Here is a 19,335-nt window from a genome sequence, read left to right as displayed (position 1 = left end):
CCAATGGAGGCAACCATGACATTCGCAAAACCCACCCGCCGCGCCTTTTTGCAAGGTGGCGCCGCTGCATTCGGCGTCGGTGGCCTGATGGGCAGCACCGCCCTTGCCGCGGTGGACCCGAACTCGCATAGCGGCCGCATTTTCCACGCAACGCATTACGGCCCCTTTGAGGCCATTGTGCGCGATGGCAAGCTTGTGGGCCTGTCGCCGATGATCGAGCTTGATCAGCGCCCGACCGAGATGCTGACCTATGGGGTGCTGGACCGCACCTATGACAAGACCCGCATCAATTATCCTATGGTGCGCAAATCCTACCTCGAGGGCTGGGAGAGCGGCGACACCAAGCCGGAACTGCGCGGCAAGGAAGAATATGTCCGCACCGATTGGGACACCGCGCTGAAACTGACCGCCAAGGCCATCGTCGATACGATTGCCAATCATGGCAATCAGGCGATCTTCTCGTCCTCTTATGGCGGTTGGAGCCATGCCGGGTTGATGCGCCCGAACGTGTTGCAGGGGCGGCTGTTCAACCTGATCGGCGGCTGCACCAACACGCAAGGCGACTGGTCGGCCGGGGCCGGTCAGATCGTCATGCCGCGTATCATCGGCGACATGGAGGTCTATTCGGCGCAGACCGCGTGGGAAGTTATCCGCGACAATACCGAAGTTTTCGTGCTGGTCGGCTGCGACCCGATCAAGAACAACCGGGTCGAATACACGGTTGCGGACCACGGCATGTATCAGCCCTGGGAACAGATCCGCGACAATGGCTGCCGGTTCATCTCGATCAACCCGCAGCGCACGGCGTCCGACGAATTCCTGAATGCCGAGCAGATCCGCATCATCCCGAACACCGATACCGCGCTGTTCACCGCGATGGCCTTCCATGTGCTGGACAAGGGTCTTCAGGACGATGCCTATATGGCGAAATACACCGTCGGATCGGACAAGTGGATCGCCTATGTCAAAGGCGAGACCGATGGCACGCCGAAGACGCCCGACTGGGCGGCGGCGATCACCGGGATCGCGGCGGACAAGATCCGCGAACTGGCCGAATTGCTGGCGACCTCGAAAACCGAAATCGCGGGGTCTTGGGCGATCCAGCGCGCGCATCATGGCGAAATGCCCTATTGGGCCATCGTCAACTTCGCCGCGCTGACCGGCAAGATCGGCAAGCCCGGTGAGGGCGTGGGCTTCAGCTGGCATTATGGCAATGGCGGCATGCCGCAATCGGGCAAATCGACGCCCGCCGGCCTGAGCCAGGGCAAGAACCTTGTGAAAGGCATCTGCCCCGCCTCGCGGATCACCGAGATGCTGGAAAATCCCGGCATGGAGTTCTCTTATAACGGCAACAAGGGCGTCTATCCGGACGTCAAGATGATCTACAATGCCGGCAACAACTTCATGTCGCACCAGCAAGATACCAACCGGCTGATCCGTGCGCTGCAAAAGGTCGAGACCATCGTCAGCCAGGATGTCTGGTGGACGGCGGCGACGCGCTGGGCGGATATCGTGCTGCCAGCGGCCTCGTCGCTGGAGCGTGACGATATCTCGGTCGGCGGCACCTATTCGAACGACCGTATCTACGCGATGAAGAAGGTGATCGAGCCGGTGGCCGAGAGCCGTAACGACTTTGACATCTTCGGCGCTTTGGCGGACCTTCTTGGGGTGGCGGGCCAATATTACGAGTGGGAACAATTCCCCGAGTATATCGACATCCTCAAATTCGCCTATGGCCGGACCGCCGCGGCGGAGACCACCTCGTTCGAGGAGTTCTGGGAAAAAGGCTACGCGTGGCAGAAAGCCCCGACCGAGGCCCGCCAATGGGTGCGCCATGGCGATTTCTATGCCGACCCGGAGGCGAACCACCTGCATACCGAATCCGGCAAGATCGAGATGTATTGCGAAAGCATCGCCAAGCTTGGCATTGACGATATGCCCGGCATGCCCGTCTGGCAGGAGCCGCATGAATATCTGGGCAATGCCAAGGAAGGGCAGCTCCATGTCGTCAGCCCGCACCCGTGGTTCCGTCTGCACAGCCAGATGGGCAACTCGGAACGGCTGCGCGATCTCTACATGGTGCAGGGCCGCGAGCCGGTGCGCATCAATGCGCAGGACGCCGAAGCGCGCGGGATTGCGGATGGCGATCTGGTCGAGCTGTATAACGACCGTGGCACGGTGATCGCCGGGGCGGTTGTCAGCGACGACATCATGCCGGGCGTGGTCTCGATCTACGAGGGCGGCTGGCCGCAGCTTGACAGCAAGGGGCGGTGCAACTCGGGTCTGGTGAATTTCATCACCTCGACGCAGCGTGCCTCGGGCCTGAGCCAGGCGACCACGGCCAATACCTGCCTTGTCAGCCTGCGCAAATGCGAGGACCCGGAAGGTCCGAACATGGCCTATGACAAGCCGCCGATCCTTGAGGATGTCGAGATCGCCGCGATCGACGATGACAAGCTTGGTCTGGACCGGCTCTACGATCTGGTGGCGGCGCTTTATGCCAACATGGAGCCGGGCGAGAAGATCTTCTACGAACGCTGCACGGTCTGCCACGGTCCGCGTGATCCGGCTGGCTTCACCCAGCTTCAGTGGAAGGGCATCCTGCCCTCGATGTTCCCCCGTGCCGGGCTTGAAGAGGCCGAGATGGCGCTCGTGACTGACTTCCTGATGCGCAACGCATCGGATGCCGGCGCGAACTGAGGCCCCCCGCGGCAGCCGAACCTCCCGGCTGCCGCATCACGCGCGGGCCCAATGTCCCTTCGGGCCCGCGCAGCTTTTTGATGAGGCGCAAGATGATCCAGAACCAGCGCAGCTTCACGCCCCGGTCCGGGGCCCCCGCCTGTCAGCCGCTCATCGATCGCTTTTGCCGCACGGTCAGCTACCTGCGGGTTTCGGTGACCGACCGCTGTGATTTTCGCTGCACCTATTGCATGGCCGAGCGGATGCACTTCCTGCCGCGCCGCGATTTGCTCTCGCTCGAAGAACTGGATCGGCTGTGTTCCGGCTTCGTGGAGCTTGGCGTGCGCAAGCTGCGTGTGACCGGGGGCGAGCCGCTGGTACGCCGCGATGTGATGCAGTTTTTCCGCGCCATGAGCCGCCATCTGGACACCGGCGCGCTGCACGAGCTGACGCTCACCACCAATGGCAGCCAGCTTGCGCGCCATGCCGCCGATCTGGCCGCGCTGGGCGTGCGCCGAGTGAATGTGTCGCTTGATACGCTCAACCCCGAAAAATTCGCCGCTCTCACCCGGCGTGGTCAGCTTGCCCCGGTGCTTGACGGCATTGCCGCCGCGCGGCGCGCCGGGTTGCGGGTCAAGATCAATACCGTCGCGCTGAAGGGTTTCAACGAAGACGAGCTGTTCGATCTGGTGGGGTGGTGCGGCGCCGAGGGCCATGATCTGACCTTCATCGAGGTGATGCCGATGGGCGAGAGCCCGGTCGAGGAGCGGCTCGATCAGTTCTGGCCGCTGGGCGATCTGCGGGCACGGCTGGCCGAGCGGTTTACGCTCACTGATCTGGCCGAGACCACCGGCGGTCCGGCGCGCTACATGCGGGTCGAACAGACCGGTCAGAAAATCGGCCTGATCACGCCCCTGAGCCATAATTTCTGCGAAAGCTGCAACCGCGTTCGGCTGAGCTGCACCGGCGAGCTGTTCACCTGTCTGGGGCAGGAGGGCGCCAGCGATCTGCGTTCTGTGCTGCGGGCGGGCGATGATCCGGCGGCGCTTGAGGCGGCGATCCGCGCGGGGATCGGGCTGAAACCGGCGGGGCATGACTTTGACTATACGCGCCGCACCGTTTCGGGCGCTCTGTCGCGCCGCATGAACCATACCGGAGGCTGACACGATGATGGCACGCTATGACATCCTCTATTTCGCGTGGCTGCGCGAGCGCATCGCCACCCCGCGCGAGCAGGTCGAGAGCGCCGCTGTGACCGTCGCCGATCTGGTGGCCGAGCTGCGCGCCCGAAGCCCGCGCCATGCGGCCGCCTTTGCCGATCTCGCGGCGGTGCGGGTCGCGCTCGATCAGGATCTGGTGGGGATGGATGCCCCCTTGGCCGGGGGGCGTGAAATCGCGTTCTTCCCGCCGATGACCGGAGGCTGAGATGACCAAGATACCTGCGCCGCTCTTTGCCGAGGACGAGCTTCCGCGTTATGCCCGTCACATTGCGCTGCGCGAGATTGGCGGACCGGGGCAGGCGCGTCTCAAGCGTGCGCGGGTTCTGGTCGTCGGTGCCGGGGGCCTTGGCTCGCCGGTGCTGATGTATCTGGCGGCGGCCGGGGTCGGGCGGTTGACGATCGTCGATGACGATCTGGTGTCGCGCTCCAATCTCCAGCGTCAAGTGGTGCATGCCGAGGATCGCGTCGGGCTGGCCAAGGTTGACTCGGCCCGGATCGGGTTGGCGGGATTGAACCCCTATGTGGCGGTGGAGCCGGTTCCGCAGCGGCTCGATGCGGGCTCTGCGGCGCGGCTTGTGACCGGGCATGATCTGGTGATTGACGCCTGCGACAATCTCGAGACCCGCCATGTGCTGAACGCGGCCTGCACCGCCCAAGGCGTGCCGCTCCTGTCCGGGGCGATTTCGCAATGGGAGGGGCAGGTGACGCTCTATGATCCGGCGCGGGGTGCCCCGTGCTTCGCCTGCCTGTTTCCGGTGATCCCCGCGCCGGGGCTGGCGCCCGATTGCGCCGAGGCTGGCGTTATGGGGGCTTTGCCCGGCATTCTGGGCGCGATCATGGCGGCGGAGGCGATCAAGGAGATTGCAGGCGCCGGGCGTGGTCTGCGGGGTCGGCTGCATATCCACGATGCGCTCTGGGGTGAGAGCCGCGAGATCGCGGTGCGCCGGGACGCCCATTGCCCGGTCTGCGGGCCAGTTCACGGAGAGACAGGATGACGCTGACGCATTTCGATGACCAAGGTCAGGCCCATATGGTCGATCTGGGCGACAAGCGTCCGACCGAACGCCGGGCCGTCGCAGAGGGCCGTGTCATGATGCGGGCCGAGACCTTGGCCCATGTGCAGGCGGGGACCGCGCAGAAGGGGGATGTTCTGGGGGTGGCCCGTGTGGCCGGGATCATGGCCGCGAAGCGCTGCGCTGATCTGATCCCGCTGTGTCATCCGCTGGCCCTGACGCATGTGTCGATCGAGATGGAGGTGGACATGGGCTTGCCCGGCGTGCGGCTGCGCGCGACCGTTGCCACGCGGGGGACGACGGGTGTCGAGATGGAGGCGCTGACGGCAGTATCGGTCGCGGCGCTGACCATCTATGACATGCTCAAGGCGGCGGAGAAGGGGATGCGGATCGACGGCATCCGCCTGCTGCGCAAAGACGGTGGCAAATCGGGTCTCTACGAGGCCGGGGCAAGAGGTGAGAACGGATGAAACTTGGCTATGTGACCGTTGAGGGGCGGGCGCGGACGGATGCGCTTATCGCCGAGGTGGCAGAGCTGGCGCGGGCGCGGGGGCTGCGATTGGCCGGCACCGTGCAGTTCAATCCGGAGCGGGCCGGGCGCTCGAAATGCGACATGGATCTGGCACTGCTGCCCGATGGCCCGGTGTTTCGGATCAGCGAGGATCGTGGTGATCTGGCGCGTGGCTGCCGTCTCGATGGCGGGGCGCTTGAGGCGGCGGTGGCGCTGGTCGAGGCGCGGCTCGCCGATGCGCAGTTGGTGATCGTCAACAAGTTCGGCAAGCACGAGTCCGGCGGGCGGGGGTTTGCGCCGGTGATCGCAGCCGCGCTGGAACGGGACCTGCCGGTTCTGGTCGGTGTGAACCGGCTCAACCGTGACGCTTTCGACGCGTTTTCTGGCGGCTTGGCCGAAGCCATCGACCCGGACCCGGACGCGGTGATGGCATGGCTCGACCGGCCCGAAACCGGTTAAGCCGAACGCAAGAGCGGTCTTTCACGTATAGCCGCCATGCCCCGCGGCAAAGCGGTTCGGTGCCTCGGGGCAGTCGATGGCCTGAACGACGGTCACGGCGATCGTGGCGACGATATCCTCGACCGAACAGCCGCGCGAAAGATCGTTGGCGGGGCGACGCAAGCCTTGCAGGACGGGGCCGATGGCCTGCATCCCGGCGAGCCGTTCCGCGATCTTGTAGCCGATATTGCCAGCCGCGAGATTGGGAAAGATGAAGACGTTCGGGCGCCCCTCGAGGCGGCTGCCCGGCGCTTTTCGGGCGCGCAATTCATGATCGAGGGCTGCGTCGAACTGGATTTCTCCGTCGATCTGAAGCTCGGGTTCTGCGGCGCGCACGATAGCCAGCGCCTCGCGGATCTTGTGCAGGCTTTCGTGCTCGGCGGAGCCGGCGGTTGAAAAGGACAACAGCGCGACGCGGGGTTCTTCGTCGAGAAGCTGGCGGCAAGAGCGGGCGGAGGCACGGGCGATGGCGGCCAGTTCTTCCGCGTTCGGGTCGATGACCAGACCGCAATCGGAGAAGATCATCCCGCCCTTGAGCTTCGATCCGGGCGCGCAGGAGAGCATCAGGAAGAAGCTTGAAACGGTGGAAAGGCCCGGCTCTGTGCCGATGGTCTGCAGGGCGACGCGCACCGTGTCCGCCGTGGTAGCGACCGCGCCGCCCACAGTGCCGATGGCATCGCCGGTGAAGACGCGCATCGCGGCATGCAGATGCGGTTGGCGCACAAGCTCATGGGCCTTTTCGGGGGTCATCCCCTTATGCGCGCGCAAAGCGTGGAACACAGAGGCCAGCGCGCCGATCCGGGGATAATCCGCGGGGGTCTCGACGCGGATTTCGCCGGGGCGGGCACCAAGCGCGGTCAGGGCCGGGTTGATTTGAGCCGGGTCGCCCAAGAGAATGATCTCGGCCAGACCGTCACGCTGGGCGCGCAAGCCTGCCGCTTGAACCCGAGGGTCCTCGCCTTCGGGCAGGATGATGGTCCCCGCGTTCTGGCGCGCGCGTTCGAAGATGTGATCGAGGGCTTTCATCGCTTACTCCAGGAAATGCAGGCCGGCGAGCACCCAGCCGCCGATGAAGATGGTTTCGACGACGATCAGGGCGATGGCGCTGCCGCCGACCTGAAGCATCTTCGCGAGCGAGGTTTTGATCCCCACGGCTGCGATCGAGATCAGCAGAGCCCAGCGGGAAATCACCCCCGCCCATTCCGCGACGATGGCAGGCACCACGCCAAAGGAATTGAGTGCGGCGAGCACGAGGAAGCCGACCACGAAGCCGGGCAGGAGCGGCGGGCGCGGACCGCTTCCGGCGTCAGCGGCGGCGAAGGTACGGATCAGCACCGAGGCGGTGAGCACCACCGGCGCCAGCATCGCCACGCGGATCAGCTTGACGAGGGTCGCGGTCTCGCCGGTTTCGGTGCTGACCGAAAAGCCTGCGCCGACGACCTGCGCGACATCGTGGATCGTGCCGCCAAGGAACACGCCCCCCGCGCGGGCATCAAAGCCCAGCAGCCCCGAGAGCATCGGGTAGAGCACCATCGCGGCGGTGGAGAGCACCGTGACCGACATGACCGTGAAGGCAAGGTCGCGTTCGGCCTTGTCATGGCGGGGCAGGATCGCGGCAATCGCCATCGCGGCCGAAGCCCCGCAGATCGCGACCGAGCCGCCGGTCAGCAGTGCAAAACGCCATTTGCGCCCGAAGAACCGCCCGATCAAGAGGCCAAAACCGATAGTTGCGACAACCCCGCCGACCACGAGCGCGATCAGGTCCGCGCCAAGCCCGGCGAGCATATCGACCGAGATCCGCGCCCCCAGAAGCGCCACGCCAAGCCGCAGCACGGTGCGTGAGGTGACCGCGATCCCCGGGGCGGTTGGGGTGCCCTCTTCGGCGAGGAAGTTCAGCGCCAGTCCCAGCAGCAGAGCCATCAGCATCGCGGGGGCGCCGTAATGCTCGGACAGGAATTGCGCGGTCGCGGCCACGAGGGCTGAGACGAGAAAGCCGGGGAAAAGCACCCGCAGTTGGCTGGGGGCGGATGTGACTGCGATCATGGCAGGGCTCCGGGGGTGTCGGTAAAAGGGTGGACCCCCGCCAGGGTCGGAAGCGGGCGGGGGTCCGGGGCGGCGGGCGACCTTGGGCATGGCCGCCCGCCGGAGGACTCAGAGCGCGCCTTTTTGCGGGCGCATGTCAGCGGCGTCGATCCCGGCCACCACGACCGGTTTCTTCATCGCGTCGCGGCGGAAGGGCTCGCCAAGTTCCTGGTTGAGCAGGACCTCGATGAAGGTGGTTTCCTTCGCCGACATCTGGCGTTCGACCGCCTCGCGCAGTGCCGTGGTGAGCTCTTCGGTCGTGCGCACCTGAACGCCATGCGCGCCACAGGCCCGGGCGATCCCGGCATAGGTGGTGTCGCGGTCGAGTTCTGTGCCGACGAAGTTGTTATCATACCACAGCGTCGTGTTGCGCTTTTCCGCACCCCATTGGTAGTTGCGGAAGATCACCATGGTGATCGCCGGCCAGTCGTCGCGGCCGCAAGCGGTCATCTCGTTCATCGAGATCCCGAAGGCGCCGTCGCCGGCAAAGCCGATCACGGGGACGTCGGGGCAGCCGATCTTGGCGCCGAGGATCGCCGGGAACCCGTAGCCACAGGGGCCGAAGAGACCGGGGGCGAGGTATTTCCGGCCCTTTTCGAAGGTCGGGTAGGCGTTGCCGATCGCGCAGTTGTTGCCGATATCCGAGGAGATGATCGCATCCTCGGGCATCGCCGCCTGAATCGCGCGCCATGCCTGACGCGGGCTCATCAGATCGTTGTCGCGCGCGCGGGCCTCTTCGTTCCACACGGTGCCCGGATCGTCATCTTCGTGATCGAGGCTCGACAGCTCTTGCGCCCAGCGGGATTTGGTCTGTGCGATCAGCGCGCGGCGTGCCTCGCGGCCTTCGTCCCCCGCAGTGCCCGAGAGCTGCGCGAGGATGCCGCGCGCCACCTTGGCCGCGTCGCCCTCGATGCCCACGGACACTTTCTTGGTGAGGCCGATCCGGTCGGCATTGATATCGACCTGAATGATCTTGGCCTCTTTCGGCCAGTAGTCGATACCGTAGCCCGGCAGGGTCGAGAACGGGTTGAGGCGCGTGCCGAGTGCGAGCACGACATCCGCCTTGGCGATCAGCTCCATGCCAGCTTTGGAACCGTTATAGCCCAGCGGGCCCATGGCCAGCGGGTGCGAACCGGGGAAGCTGTCATTGTGCTGGTAGTTCGAGCAGACCGGGGCATCCAGACGCTCGGCCAGCTTGACCAGATCCGGGATCGCGCCCGAGAGCACCACGCCCGCGCCCGACAGGATCACCGGGAAGCGCGCGTCCGAGAGCAGCTTGGCCGCCTCGGCCACGGCTTCTTCGCCGCCTGCGGGACGCTCGAATTTCACGATCTGCGGCAGGTCCACGTCGATCACTTGGGTCCACATATCGCGCGGGATGTTGATCTGCGCGGGGGCCGAGGAGCGCCATGCCTTCATGATGACGCGGTTGAGGACTTCGGGGATGCGGGTCGCATCGCGGACTTCTTCTTGATAGCAGACGCTGTCTGCGAAGAGCCGCATCTGTTCCATCTCCTGGAAGCCGCCCTGACCGATGGTCTTGTTGGCGGCCTGCGGGGTCACCAAGAGCATCGGCGTATGGTTCCAGTAGGCGGTCTTGACGGCGGTCACGAAGCCGGTCACGCCGGGGCCGTTCTGGGCGATGGCCATGGCCATCTTGCCGGTCGAGCGGATGTAGCCATCGCACATCAGCCCGCCATTGGTCTCATGGGCGCAGTCCCAGAAGTTGATGCCCGCCTTGGGGAACAGGTCCGAGACCGGCATCATCGCAGAGCCGATAATCCCGAATGCCTGATCGATCCCATGCATTTGCAGGACCTTCACGAAGGCTTCTTCAGTGGTCATTTTCATGTGCGTTTCTCCTTGTGGCGCGGGGTCAGCCGCGTTCGTCCCGATAGTGATAGAGTTTGTAGAGGCCCCATTGGCCGAGCCGCCGGAACGGTGTTTTCCAGCCCTCATGGGGGAGTTCGTCGCCAAAGATCGGCAGCTTGGGGATGTCGGCGGCGCGCCCGGCCACGAGCTGCGCCATGCGCCGTCCGGCCTGCGCCGCATACATCACGCCGTTGCCGCCGTAGCCCATCGCGTAATAGGCGTTGGGCGTGCCCGGCATCGCGGTGATGCGGGGCATCATGTCGTGGCTGACATCGACCCAGCCCCACCAACTGTAATCCAGCGGGATGCCGCGCAGCGCCGGGAACTTCCGCGCGAGCCCCTCGCGCAGACTGGCGAGGTGTTTCGGGTTATCCGCGTCCGAGCCTGTGATCGCCGCGCGCGAGCCGATCTGCACCCGGTTGTCGGGCAGCAGGCGGTAATAGTGGCGCAGCGTGCGCGTATCGGTCAGCGGCGAGCGGGTCTGGAAGCCGCAGGCCTCCAGTTCCGAGGCCGTCAGCACCCGCGTGGTGATCGAGTTCGACATGATCGGCATGATCCGGTCGCGCAGGCGGGGATGCAGGCTGCGCGGCGCATAGCCTGCGGTGGCCACAGCCACGGCGCGGGCGCGCACCGTGCCGCCCGGCGTGCGCAGGTGGTGGATGCCGTTCTTGGTCTCCCAGCCTTCGACGGGGCTGTCGACATGGATCTTCGCGCCGAGTTCGCGCGCGGCCCGCATGTAGCCAAAGGCCAGCTTGGCGGCGTGGATGCCGACGCCATCGGGCTCCCACATCGCGCCCTGCGCTTCGGCATCACGGGCGACGCGGTCATGCACATCGCCACGGCTGAGCAGCTTGGCGCCATAGCCGAAGGTCTCGCGCAGGAGCGCGGTTTCCTTTTCGAGCGCGGGCATCATCCACGGCTTGTGGGCGATGTAATAGTGGCCGCCATCCTGCGGGTCGCAGTCGATATTGTGATCTGCGATCAGGCCGCGAAACAGGGCGAAGGCCTCGGTCACCTCGGCATGCATGCCCTTGGCGATGTCGAGCCCCCACCGCTCGATCCATTGCGAGCGCTTGAGCCGACCCGAGGAAATCTGCGCCTGCCCGCCATTGCGGGTCGAGCAGCCATAGGCGACGCCGTTGGCTTCGAGAACATGGGCCTTGATGCCGAATTCCTTGGCCAGATGCAGGGCGCAGGAGAGGCCGGTATAGCCCGAGCCAATCACCACGACATCGACATCCATGTCCTGCCGGACCGGGCCGTCATCCTCGGGCGGCGTTCCGGCGGTGCCGATCCAATAGGTCGGCGCATAGGCGCTGCCATGCCCGATCGAGCGGTCCCGGATCGGGTCGTATTTTGGGTTGTAGGGCGCGCTGTTGCGCCGTGGTGCCGTGACTTGCATCGACGTGATCCCGAAATGAAAGGTGGGGGTTATTTCGCAGCGAAGGGCGGGCGTTGCTTGCGGAAGGCCTGCTTCTCGACGATCAGCCCGTCGCGCAGCGTGAACAGGTCGACGCCTTGCGCCTCGATCCGCTGGCCCTGGGCGTCGGTGCCCTTGAAGGTCCATTCCGAGACGGCGCGGTCGCCGCAGACGAAGTGGCGGTGATCGGCCCATTCGGCATCGGGCATCGCGGCCCAAACCCCGGCAAAGGCTTTGGCGATGGCCTCGGCGCCGTCGATGCGGGTGCCGAACTCCTCGGCGCCGCCCACCGTGGTGAAGGTGCAGTCATCGGCGAAATGGGTCATCACCGCCGCCACATCATGGCGGTTGAACGCGTCGAACGTGGCCTTGAGGTCATCTGCGGTCAGGGTCTTGGTCATGGTCTTGGTCCTTTCAGTCAATCTTCGGCATAGGGGACGATCAGCGTAGGGATGCGCGCGCGGCGCAGGACCCGTTTGGCGACCGTTCCGAGGAAGGTGTGTGAGATCCCGTGCGCGTGGCTGCCCATCAGGATCATGTCGGCGGGCAGGCTCTCGGCGCGCTTGAGGATGGCTTCGGCGGCGAAGCCTTCGGCCACCTCGATCTCGTCTACGCTTTCGCGCAGCGCCTGCTCGTCGCCGGGGATCTGCGCCCAGAACGCCTCCTGACGCTCGCGGAGCAATTCCAGCGCGGTCTCGCGGCGGCGGTTGAGCGCGGCATTGCGTTGCGCGGGGTCCGAGATGAACAGTTGCAGCGTCATCCGCGCCTCCTCGTTCATCGGCTCGATCACATGGAGCATGTGCAGTCGCGCGCCCAGACCCTTGGCCATGCACAGCCCGTAGCGGAACGCATGAACCGAGGTGTTGCTCAGGTCGGTTGCGTAGAGGATCGTTTTGATTTCCTTGATCATTTCAGCCTCCTCAGTAGCCAACCACACGCGGCAGCCAGAGCGCGATCTCGGGGAAGCAGGCGATCAGGTAGACCGCAGCCGCACCGGTCAGGGCGAAGGGCAGGGCGCGCATCGAGATTTCCTCGATGGAGACGTTCGAGATGCCGGCGGCGATGAACAGGTTCTCGCCCAGCGGTGGGGTCTGGAACCCGATCGAAAGCGTGCAGATCATCACGATGCCGAAATGGATCGGGTCGATACCCATCTGGTAGGCGACCGGAAGCATCACGGGCACGAGGATCATGATCGCGGCGAGGGTCTCCATGAACATGCCCACGACCAGCAGGAAGGCGATCACCAGCACCCAGATCAGGTAGAGGTTATCGGTGAGCGAGAGCATCCCGTCCGCGATCACCGCCGGCACGCCGTTCTCGACGAGGATGCGGCCAAAGACCGTTGCGGTGAACAGGACGAGCAGCACGCGGCCCGACAGCCAGGTGGTGGTCTCGAGCGCGTCGAAGAGCGCCTTGAAGCTCAGTTCGCGGTAGATCACGATGCCGACGAAGAGCGTGTAGAAGATGGCGACGATGGCGGCCTCGGTGGGGGTGAAGAGCCCGGTATAGATGCCGCCAAGGATCACGATCGGGGCCATCAGCGCCCAGAAGCCCTTGAAGGTTGCGTTCAGGATCTTGGGCAGCGAGAGCGACTCTGCCGAGCCACGATAGCCCGCCGCGCGGCAGCGCAGGTAGTTGTTGATCAAAAGCGCCCCCGCCATCAGGCAGCCCGGGAAGAAACCGGCGATGAAGAGCTTGGAGATCGAGACGGTCTGGAAGGCGCCATGGGCCTCGACGGCTTCGACGGGGGGCTGCATGCCCATGGCCGAGATGCCGAAGATCACCATCGGGATCGAGGGCGGGATGATGATGCCGAGTCCGCCGGAAGCGGCCGTGATCGAGGCGGCATAGCCCCGCGCATAGCCAGCCCGCGCCATGGCCGGGATCATCAGCATTCCCACCGCCGCTGTCGTCGCCGGGCCCGAGCCCGAGATCGCGCCGAAGAACAGGCAGGCCACCACGGTTGCCGCCGAAATGCCGCCCGTGAAGGGGCCAGCCAGCGTCTCGGCAACGGCGATCAGCCTGCGCGAAAGGCCCGCGGCCTCCATCAGGGCGCCGGCGAGGATGAAGGAGGGCAGCGCCATCAGCGGGAAGGAACCCACCGAGGACCACGCCATCTGCACCATCTTGATCGGGTTGTCGCCGAGGTAGAACATCGCCGCCAGCGCGGAAACCCCGAGGGCCACCGTGATCGGCGCGCCGATCAGCATCAGGAAGGCAAAGCAACCGAACAGGATTTCAATGAGAATGCTGTCCATCATTTGGACCCTCCGGCGGGGCCTGCGTCCATCGCCACGACATCGACCTTGTCGGGGTCGCGCGGGTCGCGCCCTTGCACGAGTTTCATGTAATTGACCTGGAGGATGCGGATCGTCATGAGCGTGAAGGCGATCGGCAGCACCAGATAGACCCAACGCATCTGCCAGCCGAGCGTCTGCGCCTTCACGAAGGGTTTGAGCATCGAGATGAAGCTGATCGACTGCCAGATGAAGATCGCGTTGAACGCCACCCAGAACGCATCGCCCAAGGCTTCGATCAGACGCGCGCGCCGGCGGTTCATCCGGTTCAGGTGAAACGAAATCCGGTTATGCGCTGCCATCCGGGCCGCGTAGCTCGCGCCAAAATAGGCGAACCAGACGAAGAGAATCACCGACAGTTCCTCGATCCAGGTGATCGAGGTGCCAAACACTTGCCGCGAGACGATCTGCACGAAGAGCAGGCACACGAACAGCGCCAGAAGCACTCGGCAGACATAGCTCTCCAGCCGGTCAAGATGCCGCCAGAACGAAGACATGGCTTTTCCTTGGGGTTCGGGGTGTCGGGGGCCGTGCCGGATCGGGCCGGCCCCCATCGTGCATTACTCGACGGCGGGGCGACCCAGAGCGGTCAGCACCTCGTTGAGCGACTCCTTGCCGCCGATCATGTCGTAGAATTTCGGCCAGACCGCAGCGGTTGCGAGGTCGATGAATTCTTGCTCGCCATCGGCGGGGTCCGAAATCTCCATCCCGCGCGAGGCCAGCTCTTCCTTGATCGAGGCTTCCTGGGCGCGCAGGAACGCGCCCGAGGCGAGCGTGGCGTCCTTGCCGGCGGCCAGAACCTGCGCCTGTTCTTCGGCGGAGAGCGACTGGAACAGTGATTCCGATACGATCAGCGGCTCGATCGAGAAGATGTAGCGGATGTTGGTGACATATTTTTGCACCTCGTCGAACTTCATCGCGTAGACGGTCATGTAGGGGTTGTCCTGACCGTCAACGACCTTCTGCTGAAGCGCCGCGAAGGTTTCCGACCATGCCATCGGGGTCGGGTTGATGCCCCAGGACTTGTAGGTCTCGATCATGATCTCGTTCTTTGGAACGCGCACGACGAGGTCTTGCAGGTCAGCGACGGTGGTGACCGGGTGCTTCGAGTTGGTCAGCACGCGGAAGCCCGAATAGGCCCAGCCAATGATCCGAACGCCCGCATCCTCGATCGTCTTGTCGATCATGCGCTGGCCGATCTCGCCTTGGGTGATTTGCTCTGCTTCTTCGAGCGACAGGATCACGTAGGGCAGGGTCAGCGTGCCGACCGAGGGCGAGAAGGGGGTGATGTTGTTGATCGCGAGGATCGAGAAATCCAGCGTGCCGGTCGCGGCTGCCGTGACGGTGTCCTGCTCGTCGCCGAGCTGACCGTTGAGAAACAGCTTGGCAGTATGCGCGCCGCCGGTCTGAGCCTCGAGCGCTTCGATGAAGGCGAGGCCAAGGGCCTCTTGCGTGCCGCCCGCGCCATCGCCCACGGCGATGCGGAACTCCTTGGCATTGGCCGAAAGAGCGGTGGTTGCAAGCAATGCGGCGACGGCGACGCCCTTGAGCGCCTTGAAGGTGATTTTCATGCTTTTCTCCCTGTGTGCGGCGCTCTTCTTCCCCTCGCCGCTGCGACACATTGTCAGAGAGAAATTCGCCGTGTTATATCCAGTTTGGATCAGATCTAAGTCCAGATGGAGGCTGTGCGCGGATGGGGAGCATCACGGGACGGATGACGCCGGAGATGTTCTTCATCGACCGTCAGGACCGGCGGTCGTTGCAGATGCAACTGGCGACTTCGATCATCTCGATGATCCTCGATACCCGCGCGCAGCCCGGCACGCGCCTGCCTTCGAGCCGCAAGCTGGCCGAGCATCTGGGTCTGTCGCGTCTGACGGTGACGCTGGTCTATCAGGACCTAGTTGCCCAAGGGTATCTCGAGGCCCTGCCGCGGTCGGGTGTGCGGGTGTCCACAAGCGTTCCGCAGCGTCGAATCGGTCCGGCTCAGACGCCGGTCACCGGGGACCGGCCGATCGACTGGGGCGAGTGGTTGCCGCGCGATCTGAGCGCGCGGCGTCAGATCCGCAAGCCGCGCGATTGGCGAAGCTATCGCTATCCGTTCATCTACGGTCAGGTCGATCCGGGCCTGTTCGATCATGCTGCGTGGCGCGACTGCGCGCGCCGGGCCTTGAGCGTGCGGGAGTTCACCGGCCTGGCCGACGATCAGCTGGCACAGGATGACCCGCTGCTGCTCGATTATATCCGCAAGAACACGCTTCCCCGACGCGGGATTTCGGCGCGCCCCGAGGAAATCCTGATCACGCTGGGCGCGCAAAATGCGCTCTGGATCGCTGTGCAACTCTTGGCGCGGCCGGACCGCTGCGCAGTGATCGAGGAGCCGGGCTTCCCCGATTTCGCCGCCGCTCTCGATTACGCCCGGATGCCGATCCGTTACATGCCGACCGATGCGCGCGGGCTCGATCCGGCGCAGTTGCCCGAGGATGTCGGTCTGGTGATGGCGACGCCCAGTCACAACATTCCCGAGGGCACGACGCTGCCCGTTGACCGCCGCCGGGCGCTTCTGGATCTGGCCAATGCGCGCGATTTCCTGATCGTCGAGGATGATTACGAATACGAGATGAGCTTCCTCGAAGCGCCTTCTCCGGCGTTGAAATCGCTCGATGGGTCGGGGCGGGTGATCTATGTCGGCAGCTTCTCGAAATCGCTCTTTCCGGGTTTGCGTATCGGCTACATGGTCGCGCCGGAGCCGTTCATCCGTGAGGCGCGTTCGCTGCGCGCGATGATGCTGCGCCATGCACCGGGACATATGCAGCGGGTGACCGGGTATTTTCTTGCCCTTGGACATTACGACGCGCATGTGGTCCGCCAGCGCGAGGCGTTCCGCCGCCGGCGCGAGGTTCTGGTGGCCGCGTTGCAAGACACCGATTTTACCATCGCGGGGGCGGCGCGTCATGGCGGGTCGAGCCTGTGGGTCGCCGGTCCCCAGAATCTGGACAGTCGCGCGCTTGGTCATCGCCTCGCCGAACACAGCGTTCTGATCGAGGAGGGGCATCCGTTCTTCGCGCGACCGCCCGAGCCGTGTCCGCTGTTCCGTATGGGGTTCTCTGCAATCCCCGAGGGACGGATCGCGGAAGGGGTTCAGATCATGCAAGGCGTGCTGCGCGAAATGACCGGGGCACGCGCCTGAAAAACCAGACCGCCGTTCCTAGGCTGGCGCTTCGGTGAGGTCGAGATGGAGCGACTTCGCGGCATTTCTGATCGCCACGACAAGGCGATCCCGGCCCTCATCGACAGGCTGCTCGACCGGCAGCATCAGGCTGATCCCCCGGTGGGCGTCCGGCATCGCAAGCGGTCGCACGACGACCTCTTCGCGGTGGATCGCCTGGCGGCGCGCAAACAGGTCGGGCAGGACTGCGATTCCCGCGCCGGTGGCCGCCATCAGAACGATCGAATCGAGGCTGGTGCCTTCGTAATCGTCGGAGACGATGCCGCCGCTCAGCCCGGCGAGACCATAGACGATTCGGGCCAGCCGGTGCCCGGTATCGAGCGTGAGCAAGCGCTGGCCGGTCAGGTCTTTGGCTCCGATCCGCGCCAGCGCCGCCAGCGGATGATCGGTCGCAAGCGCCACCCAGAGCGGTTCCGTGAACAGCGGGCGTTGCCAGGTGTTCGGGTGATCCTCCGGCGTCGAGATGATCGCGTCGAAACGTCCGTTTCGAATGCCCTCATCAAGGCTCAGCGTGTTTTCCTCGCGCACGATGACACGCAGGTCCGGTTGATCGCGGTGCAGCGCCCGCATCACCTGCGGCAACAGGTAGGGGCCGATCGAGGGTAGCACGCCAAGCCGCAGGCGACCGCCGAAAGGCAGATCGGAGGTCATGACGCTGCGCAGGTTTTCCACCTCGGCCAGAATGCGCCGCGCGCGACGGACGAACTCGAGCCCCTTGGCGGTTGCCTGCGTGCCACCACGCCCGCGCGTGAACAACCTGACACCCAGTTCGGCCTCCACCGTCGCGATCTGGCTCGACAGGCTTGGCTGGCTCACATGGAGGGTCTCCGCAGCAAGACCGAACCCGCCGAGCTGATGCACGGTGACGATATATTCCAGTTGGCGCAGTGTCGGTCTCATCCATAGTCTCAAGCTATTTTATTTGAGAATGGAAAGTATTTAACCTATCCGAATTTCTGCGGCAATGGGCACGGAACCAAACGGAGTTCTCTGATGCCTGCTGTCTTCGACACCTTGTTCGGTAACCTCATGGTGCCAACCATTCTGTTCTTTGTGCTTGGCCTTGTGGCCGCGGTCGTGAGAAGCGACCTGTCCATTCCCGAGGGCGCGGCGAAGTTCATGTCGCTCTACCTGCTGCTCGCGATCGGGTTCAAAGGCGGCCATAGTCTCGCGGAGCACGGCCTGCGCGGGGATCTGGTTGTGGCCATTCTGGCCGGCCTGCTGCTGTCCTTCCTGATCCCGTTTCTGGCCTTCTTCCTGTTGCGGCTGATGACGCGGCTCGATGCCATGAACGCGGCGGCCGTTGCGGGGCATTACGGGTCGATCTCGATCGTGACCTTCGTCGCCGCATCGAGCCTGCTGGATTTGTCTGGCATGAGTTTCGACGGCTACATGGTCGCCGTTGCCGCGAGCATGGAGGTGCCGGCGATCCTCTCGGCACTGTGGATCGCGCATCGCTTCTCTCCGGAACGTGCCAACGGCCATGTTCCCGCGCGGGAGTTGTTTGCGAACGGCTCCGTGGTGCTGCTTGCAGGGGCTTTCGTGATCGGTGCGGTCACGCAGGACAAGGGCATGGAGATGATCGCCCCCTTCGTCGTCACGCCCTTTACCGGCATCTTATGTCTGTTTCTGCTGGATATGGGGCTGTCGGCTGGGCGGAGTCTGTTGAACAACCGCCATATGCTCAACCCCGGACTGTTCTCCTTCGGCCTGCTCATGCCGGTGATAGGCGCGCTGATGGGCTGGAGCGTCGGCTCGGTGATCGGGTTGCAGACCGGGAGCCTGTTCTTGCTCATGGTTCTGTCCGCATCGGCGTCGTATATCGCCGTGCCTGCCGCGATGCGGATCGCCCTGCCAAAGGCGGAGTCCGGGATCTATCTCACGCTGTCTTTGGGCGTGACGTTTCCCTTCAATATCACGGTGGGATTGCCGCTTTATCTTTGGCTGGCGGGGCTTGGGGGCTGACCCGGACGCGGCACATGCCGCCCCCTGCGCGGCGTGGCGGGGGCGGTCGCGCTGTGTCCTTCCACGCTGTCATGCCGCCGCGAAGGCCAGAGCATAGCGGTCGGGCGTGAGATATTGATCCTGGCCGCCGCTGGGTTCACCTGATCCTCGGTTCTGGTGCTTGGCGCGCTTTGACGACCCGATTGGCGGCGGATTGTTGATGCGTGTCAGCAGGCTGCGGTCACGATGATCTCGACCCTGAGCTCGGGTCGGGCGAGTTTCGCCTCGCCGCAGGCGCGGGCCGGGGCATGTCCCTCGGGCACCCAATTATCCCAGACGGCATTCATTTCGGCGAAATCCGCCATGTCGGCGAGCCAGATGATCGCCTGCAACATCTGGTCCCGCGACGAGCCCGCTTTGGCCAGCAAGGCATCGACACGCGACAGGCAGTCGCGCGTTTGCTCGGCCACGGTCGCGCCCTCGCCGACCTGCCCACAGAGATAGGCGACGCCGTTATGCTTGACGATCTTGCTCATCCGTGCGCCGGTTTCGATACGTTCGATCATG

At 64.6% G+C, this 19,335-nt stretch carries 19 protein-coding genes; 8 read left to right on the top strand and 11 right to left on the bottom strand.

From position 1 onward, the window contains the following. Window positions 1-15 precede the first annotated feature (15 nt). The 6 genes from P0X85_RS03390 (at window position 16) to P0X85_RS03365 (ending at window position 5,882) form a co-directional block, all read left to right on the top strand. Window positions 16-2,700: a molybdopterin-dependent oxidoreductase gene (locus P0X85_RS03390; RefSeq protein WP_275808450.1), complete on the top strand. Its 2,685-nt coding sequence runs from the start codon at window positions 16-18 to the stop codon at window positions 2,698-2,700. 92 nt (window positions 2,701-2,792) lie between these two features. Then, window positions 2,793-3,842: a GTP 3',8-cyclase MoaA gene (moaA, locus tag P0X85_RS03385; RefSeq protein WP_275808447.1), complete on the top strand. Its 1,050-nt coding sequence runs from the start codon at window positions 2,793-2,795 to the stop codon at window positions 3,840-3,842. Between the two features lie 7 nt (window positions 3,843-3,849). Beyond that, window positions 3,850-4,104 (top strand): molybdopterin converting factor subunit 1, encoded by a 255-nt coding sequence (moaD, locus tag P0X85_RS03380; RefSeq protein WP_275808444.1) that lies wholly within the window; start codon window positions 3,850-3,852, stop codon window positions 4,102-4,104. Between the two features lies 1 nt (window position 4,105). Continuing rightward, on the top strand, window positions 4,106-4,894 hold the full coding sequence (locus P0X85_RS03375) for a HesA/MoeB/ThiF family protein (RefSeq protein ID WP_275808441.1): 789 nt from the start codon (window positions 4,106-4,108) through the stop codon (window positions 4,892-4,894). Continuing rightward, window positions 4,891-5,382: a cyclic pyranopterin monophosphate synthase MoaC gene (gene moaC / locus P0X85_RS03370; RefSeq protein WP_275808438.1), complete on the top strand. Its 492-nt coding sequence runs from the start codon at window positions 4,891-4,893 to the stop codon at window positions 5,380-5,382. The genes P0X85_RS03375 and moaC overlap by 4 nt, the downstream gene beginning before the upstream one ends. Further along, window positions 5,379-5,882, top strand: coding sequence for a DUF2478 domain-containing protein (locus tag P0X85_RS03365; RefSeq protein WP_275808435.1), 504 nt, complete (start codon window positions 5,379-5,381; stop codon window positions 5,880-5,882). Before moaC ends, P0X85_RS03365 begins: the two co-directional genes overlap by 4 nt. A 21-nt stretch (window positions 5,883-5,903) precedes the next feature. Here the strand turns inward: P0X85_RS03365 and pta are convergent, their stop codons facing one another. The 9 genes from pta to P0X85_RS03320 all read right to left on the bottom strand — a co-directional run bounded on the left by pta (window position 5,904) and on the right by P0X85_RS03320 (window position 15,166). Next, window positions 5,904-6,947 (bottom strand): phosphate acetyltransferase, encoded by a 1,044-nt coding sequence (gene pta / locus P0X85_RS03360; RefSeq protein WP_275808432.1) that lies wholly within the window; start codon window positions 6,945-6,947, stop codon window positions 5,904-5,906. Window positions 6,948-6,950: 3 nt separating this feature from the next. Further along, window positions 6,951-7,964, bottom strand: coding sequence for a YeiH family protein (locus tag P0X85_RS03355; protein WP_275808429.1), 1,014 nt, complete (start codon window positions 7,962-7,964; stop codon window positions 6,951-6,953). A gap of 108 nt (window positions 7,965-8,072) precedes the next feature. Then, window positions 8,073-9,854: a sulfoacetaldehyde acetyltransferase gene (xsc, locus tag P0X85_RS03350; RefSeq protein WP_275808426.1), complete on the bottom strand. Its 1,782-nt coding sequence runs from the start codon at window positions 9,852-9,854 to the stop codon at window positions 8,073-8,075. A gap of 25 nt (window positions 9,855-9,879) precedes the next feature. After that, window positions 9,880-11,277, bottom strand: a complete 1,398-nt coding sequence (locus P0X85_RS03345) for an NAD(P)/FAD-dependent oxidoreductase (RefSeq protein ID WP_275808423.1) — start codon at window positions 11,275-11,277, stop codon at window positions 9,880-9,882. 29 nt (window positions 11,278-11,306) lie between these two features. Further along, window positions 11,307-11,696: a nuclear transport factor 2 family protein gene (locus tag P0X85_RS03340; RefSeq protein ID WP_275808420.1), complete on the bottom strand. Its 390-nt coding sequence runs from the start codon at window positions 11,694-11,696 to the stop codon at window positions 11,307-11,309. A 17-nt stretch (window positions 11,697-11,713) separates the two neighbouring features. Next, the gene (locus P0X85_RS03335) at window positions 11,714-12,205 is read right to left on the bottom strand and encodes a universal stress protein (RefSeq protein ID WP_275808417.1); all 492 of its coding nucleotides are present in this window, start codon (window positions 12,203-12,205) and stop codon (window positions 11,714-11,716) included. Between the two features lie 10 nt (window positions 12,206-12,215). After that, complete coding sequence (locus tag P0X85_RS03330) at window positions 12,216-13,556, bottom strand: TRAP transporter large permease (protein WP_338030513.1); 1,341 nt, start codon at window positions 13,554-13,556, stop codon at window positions 12,216-12,218. Next, window positions 13,556-14,092: a TRAP transporter small permease gene (locus tag P0X85_RS03325; RefSeq protein WP_275808411.1), complete on the bottom strand. Its 537-nt coding sequence runs from the start codon at window positions 14,090-14,092 to the stop codon at window positions 13,556-13,558. Before P0X85_RS03325 ends, P0X85_RS03330 begins: the two co-directional genes overlap by 1 nt. 63 nt (window positions 14,093-14,155) lie before the next feature. After that, window positions 14,156-15,166 carry a TRAP transporter substrate-binding protein gene (locus P0X85_RS03320; RefSeq protein ID WP_275808408.1) on the bottom strand — a complete coding sequence of 337 codons (1,011 nt, stop codon included), beginning with the start codon at window positions 15,164-15,166 and terminating at the stop codon, window positions 14,156-14,158. Window positions 15,167-15,288: 122 nt separating this feature from the next. Between P0X85_RS03320 and pdxR the strand changes: the two genes are divergently transcribed. After that, on the top strand, window positions 15,289-16,785 hold the full coding sequence (pdxR, locus tag P0X85_RS03315; protein WP_275808405.1) for a MocR-like pyridoxine biosynthesis transcription factor PdxR: 1,497 nt from the start codon (window positions 15,289-15,291) through the stop codon (window positions 16,783-16,785). 18 nt (window positions 16,786-16,803) lie between these two features. On the opposite strand, the gene P0X85_RS03310 is transcribed toward pdxR, so the two are convergent. Further along, entirely contained in the window at window positions 16,804-17,724 is a 921-nt protein-coding gene (locus tag P0X85_RS03310) for a hydrogen peroxide-inducible genes activator (RefSeq protein ID WP_275808402.1), read from the bottom strand. Window positions 17,725-17,817: 93 nt separating this feature from the next. On the opposite strand from P0X85_RS03310, the gene P0X85_RS03305 reads away from it, so the two are divergent. After that, on the top strand, window positions 17,818-18,789 hold the full coding sequence (locus tag P0X85_RS03305) for a sodium-dependent bicarbonate transport family permease (RefSeq protein ID WP_275808399.1): 972 nt from the start codon (window positions 17,818-17,820) through the stop codon (window positions 18,787-18,789). Between the two features lie 206 nt (window positions 18,790-18,995). Here P0X85_RS03305 and P0X85_RS03300 read toward each other — a convergent pair whose 3' ends face one another. Beyond that, window positions 18,996-19,334 (bottom strand): RidA family protein, encoded by a 339-nt coding sequence (locus tag P0X85_RS03300; protein ID WP_275808395.1) that lies wholly within the window; start codon window positions 19,332-19,334, stop codon window positions 18,996-18,998. Window position 19,335 lies beyond the last annotated feature (1 nt).

It is taken from the genome of Pseudothioclava nitratireducens (assembly GCF_029210495.1).
In the GTDB taxonomy this organism is placed as follows: domain Bacteria; phylum Pseudomonadota; class Alphaproteobacteria; order Rhodobacterales; family Rhodobacteraceae; genus Pseudothioclava; species Pseudothioclava nitratireducens.
The sequence above is the reverse complement of the archived record's forward strand: the minus strand, read 5'-3'. Positions and strand labels throughout refer to the sequence as shown.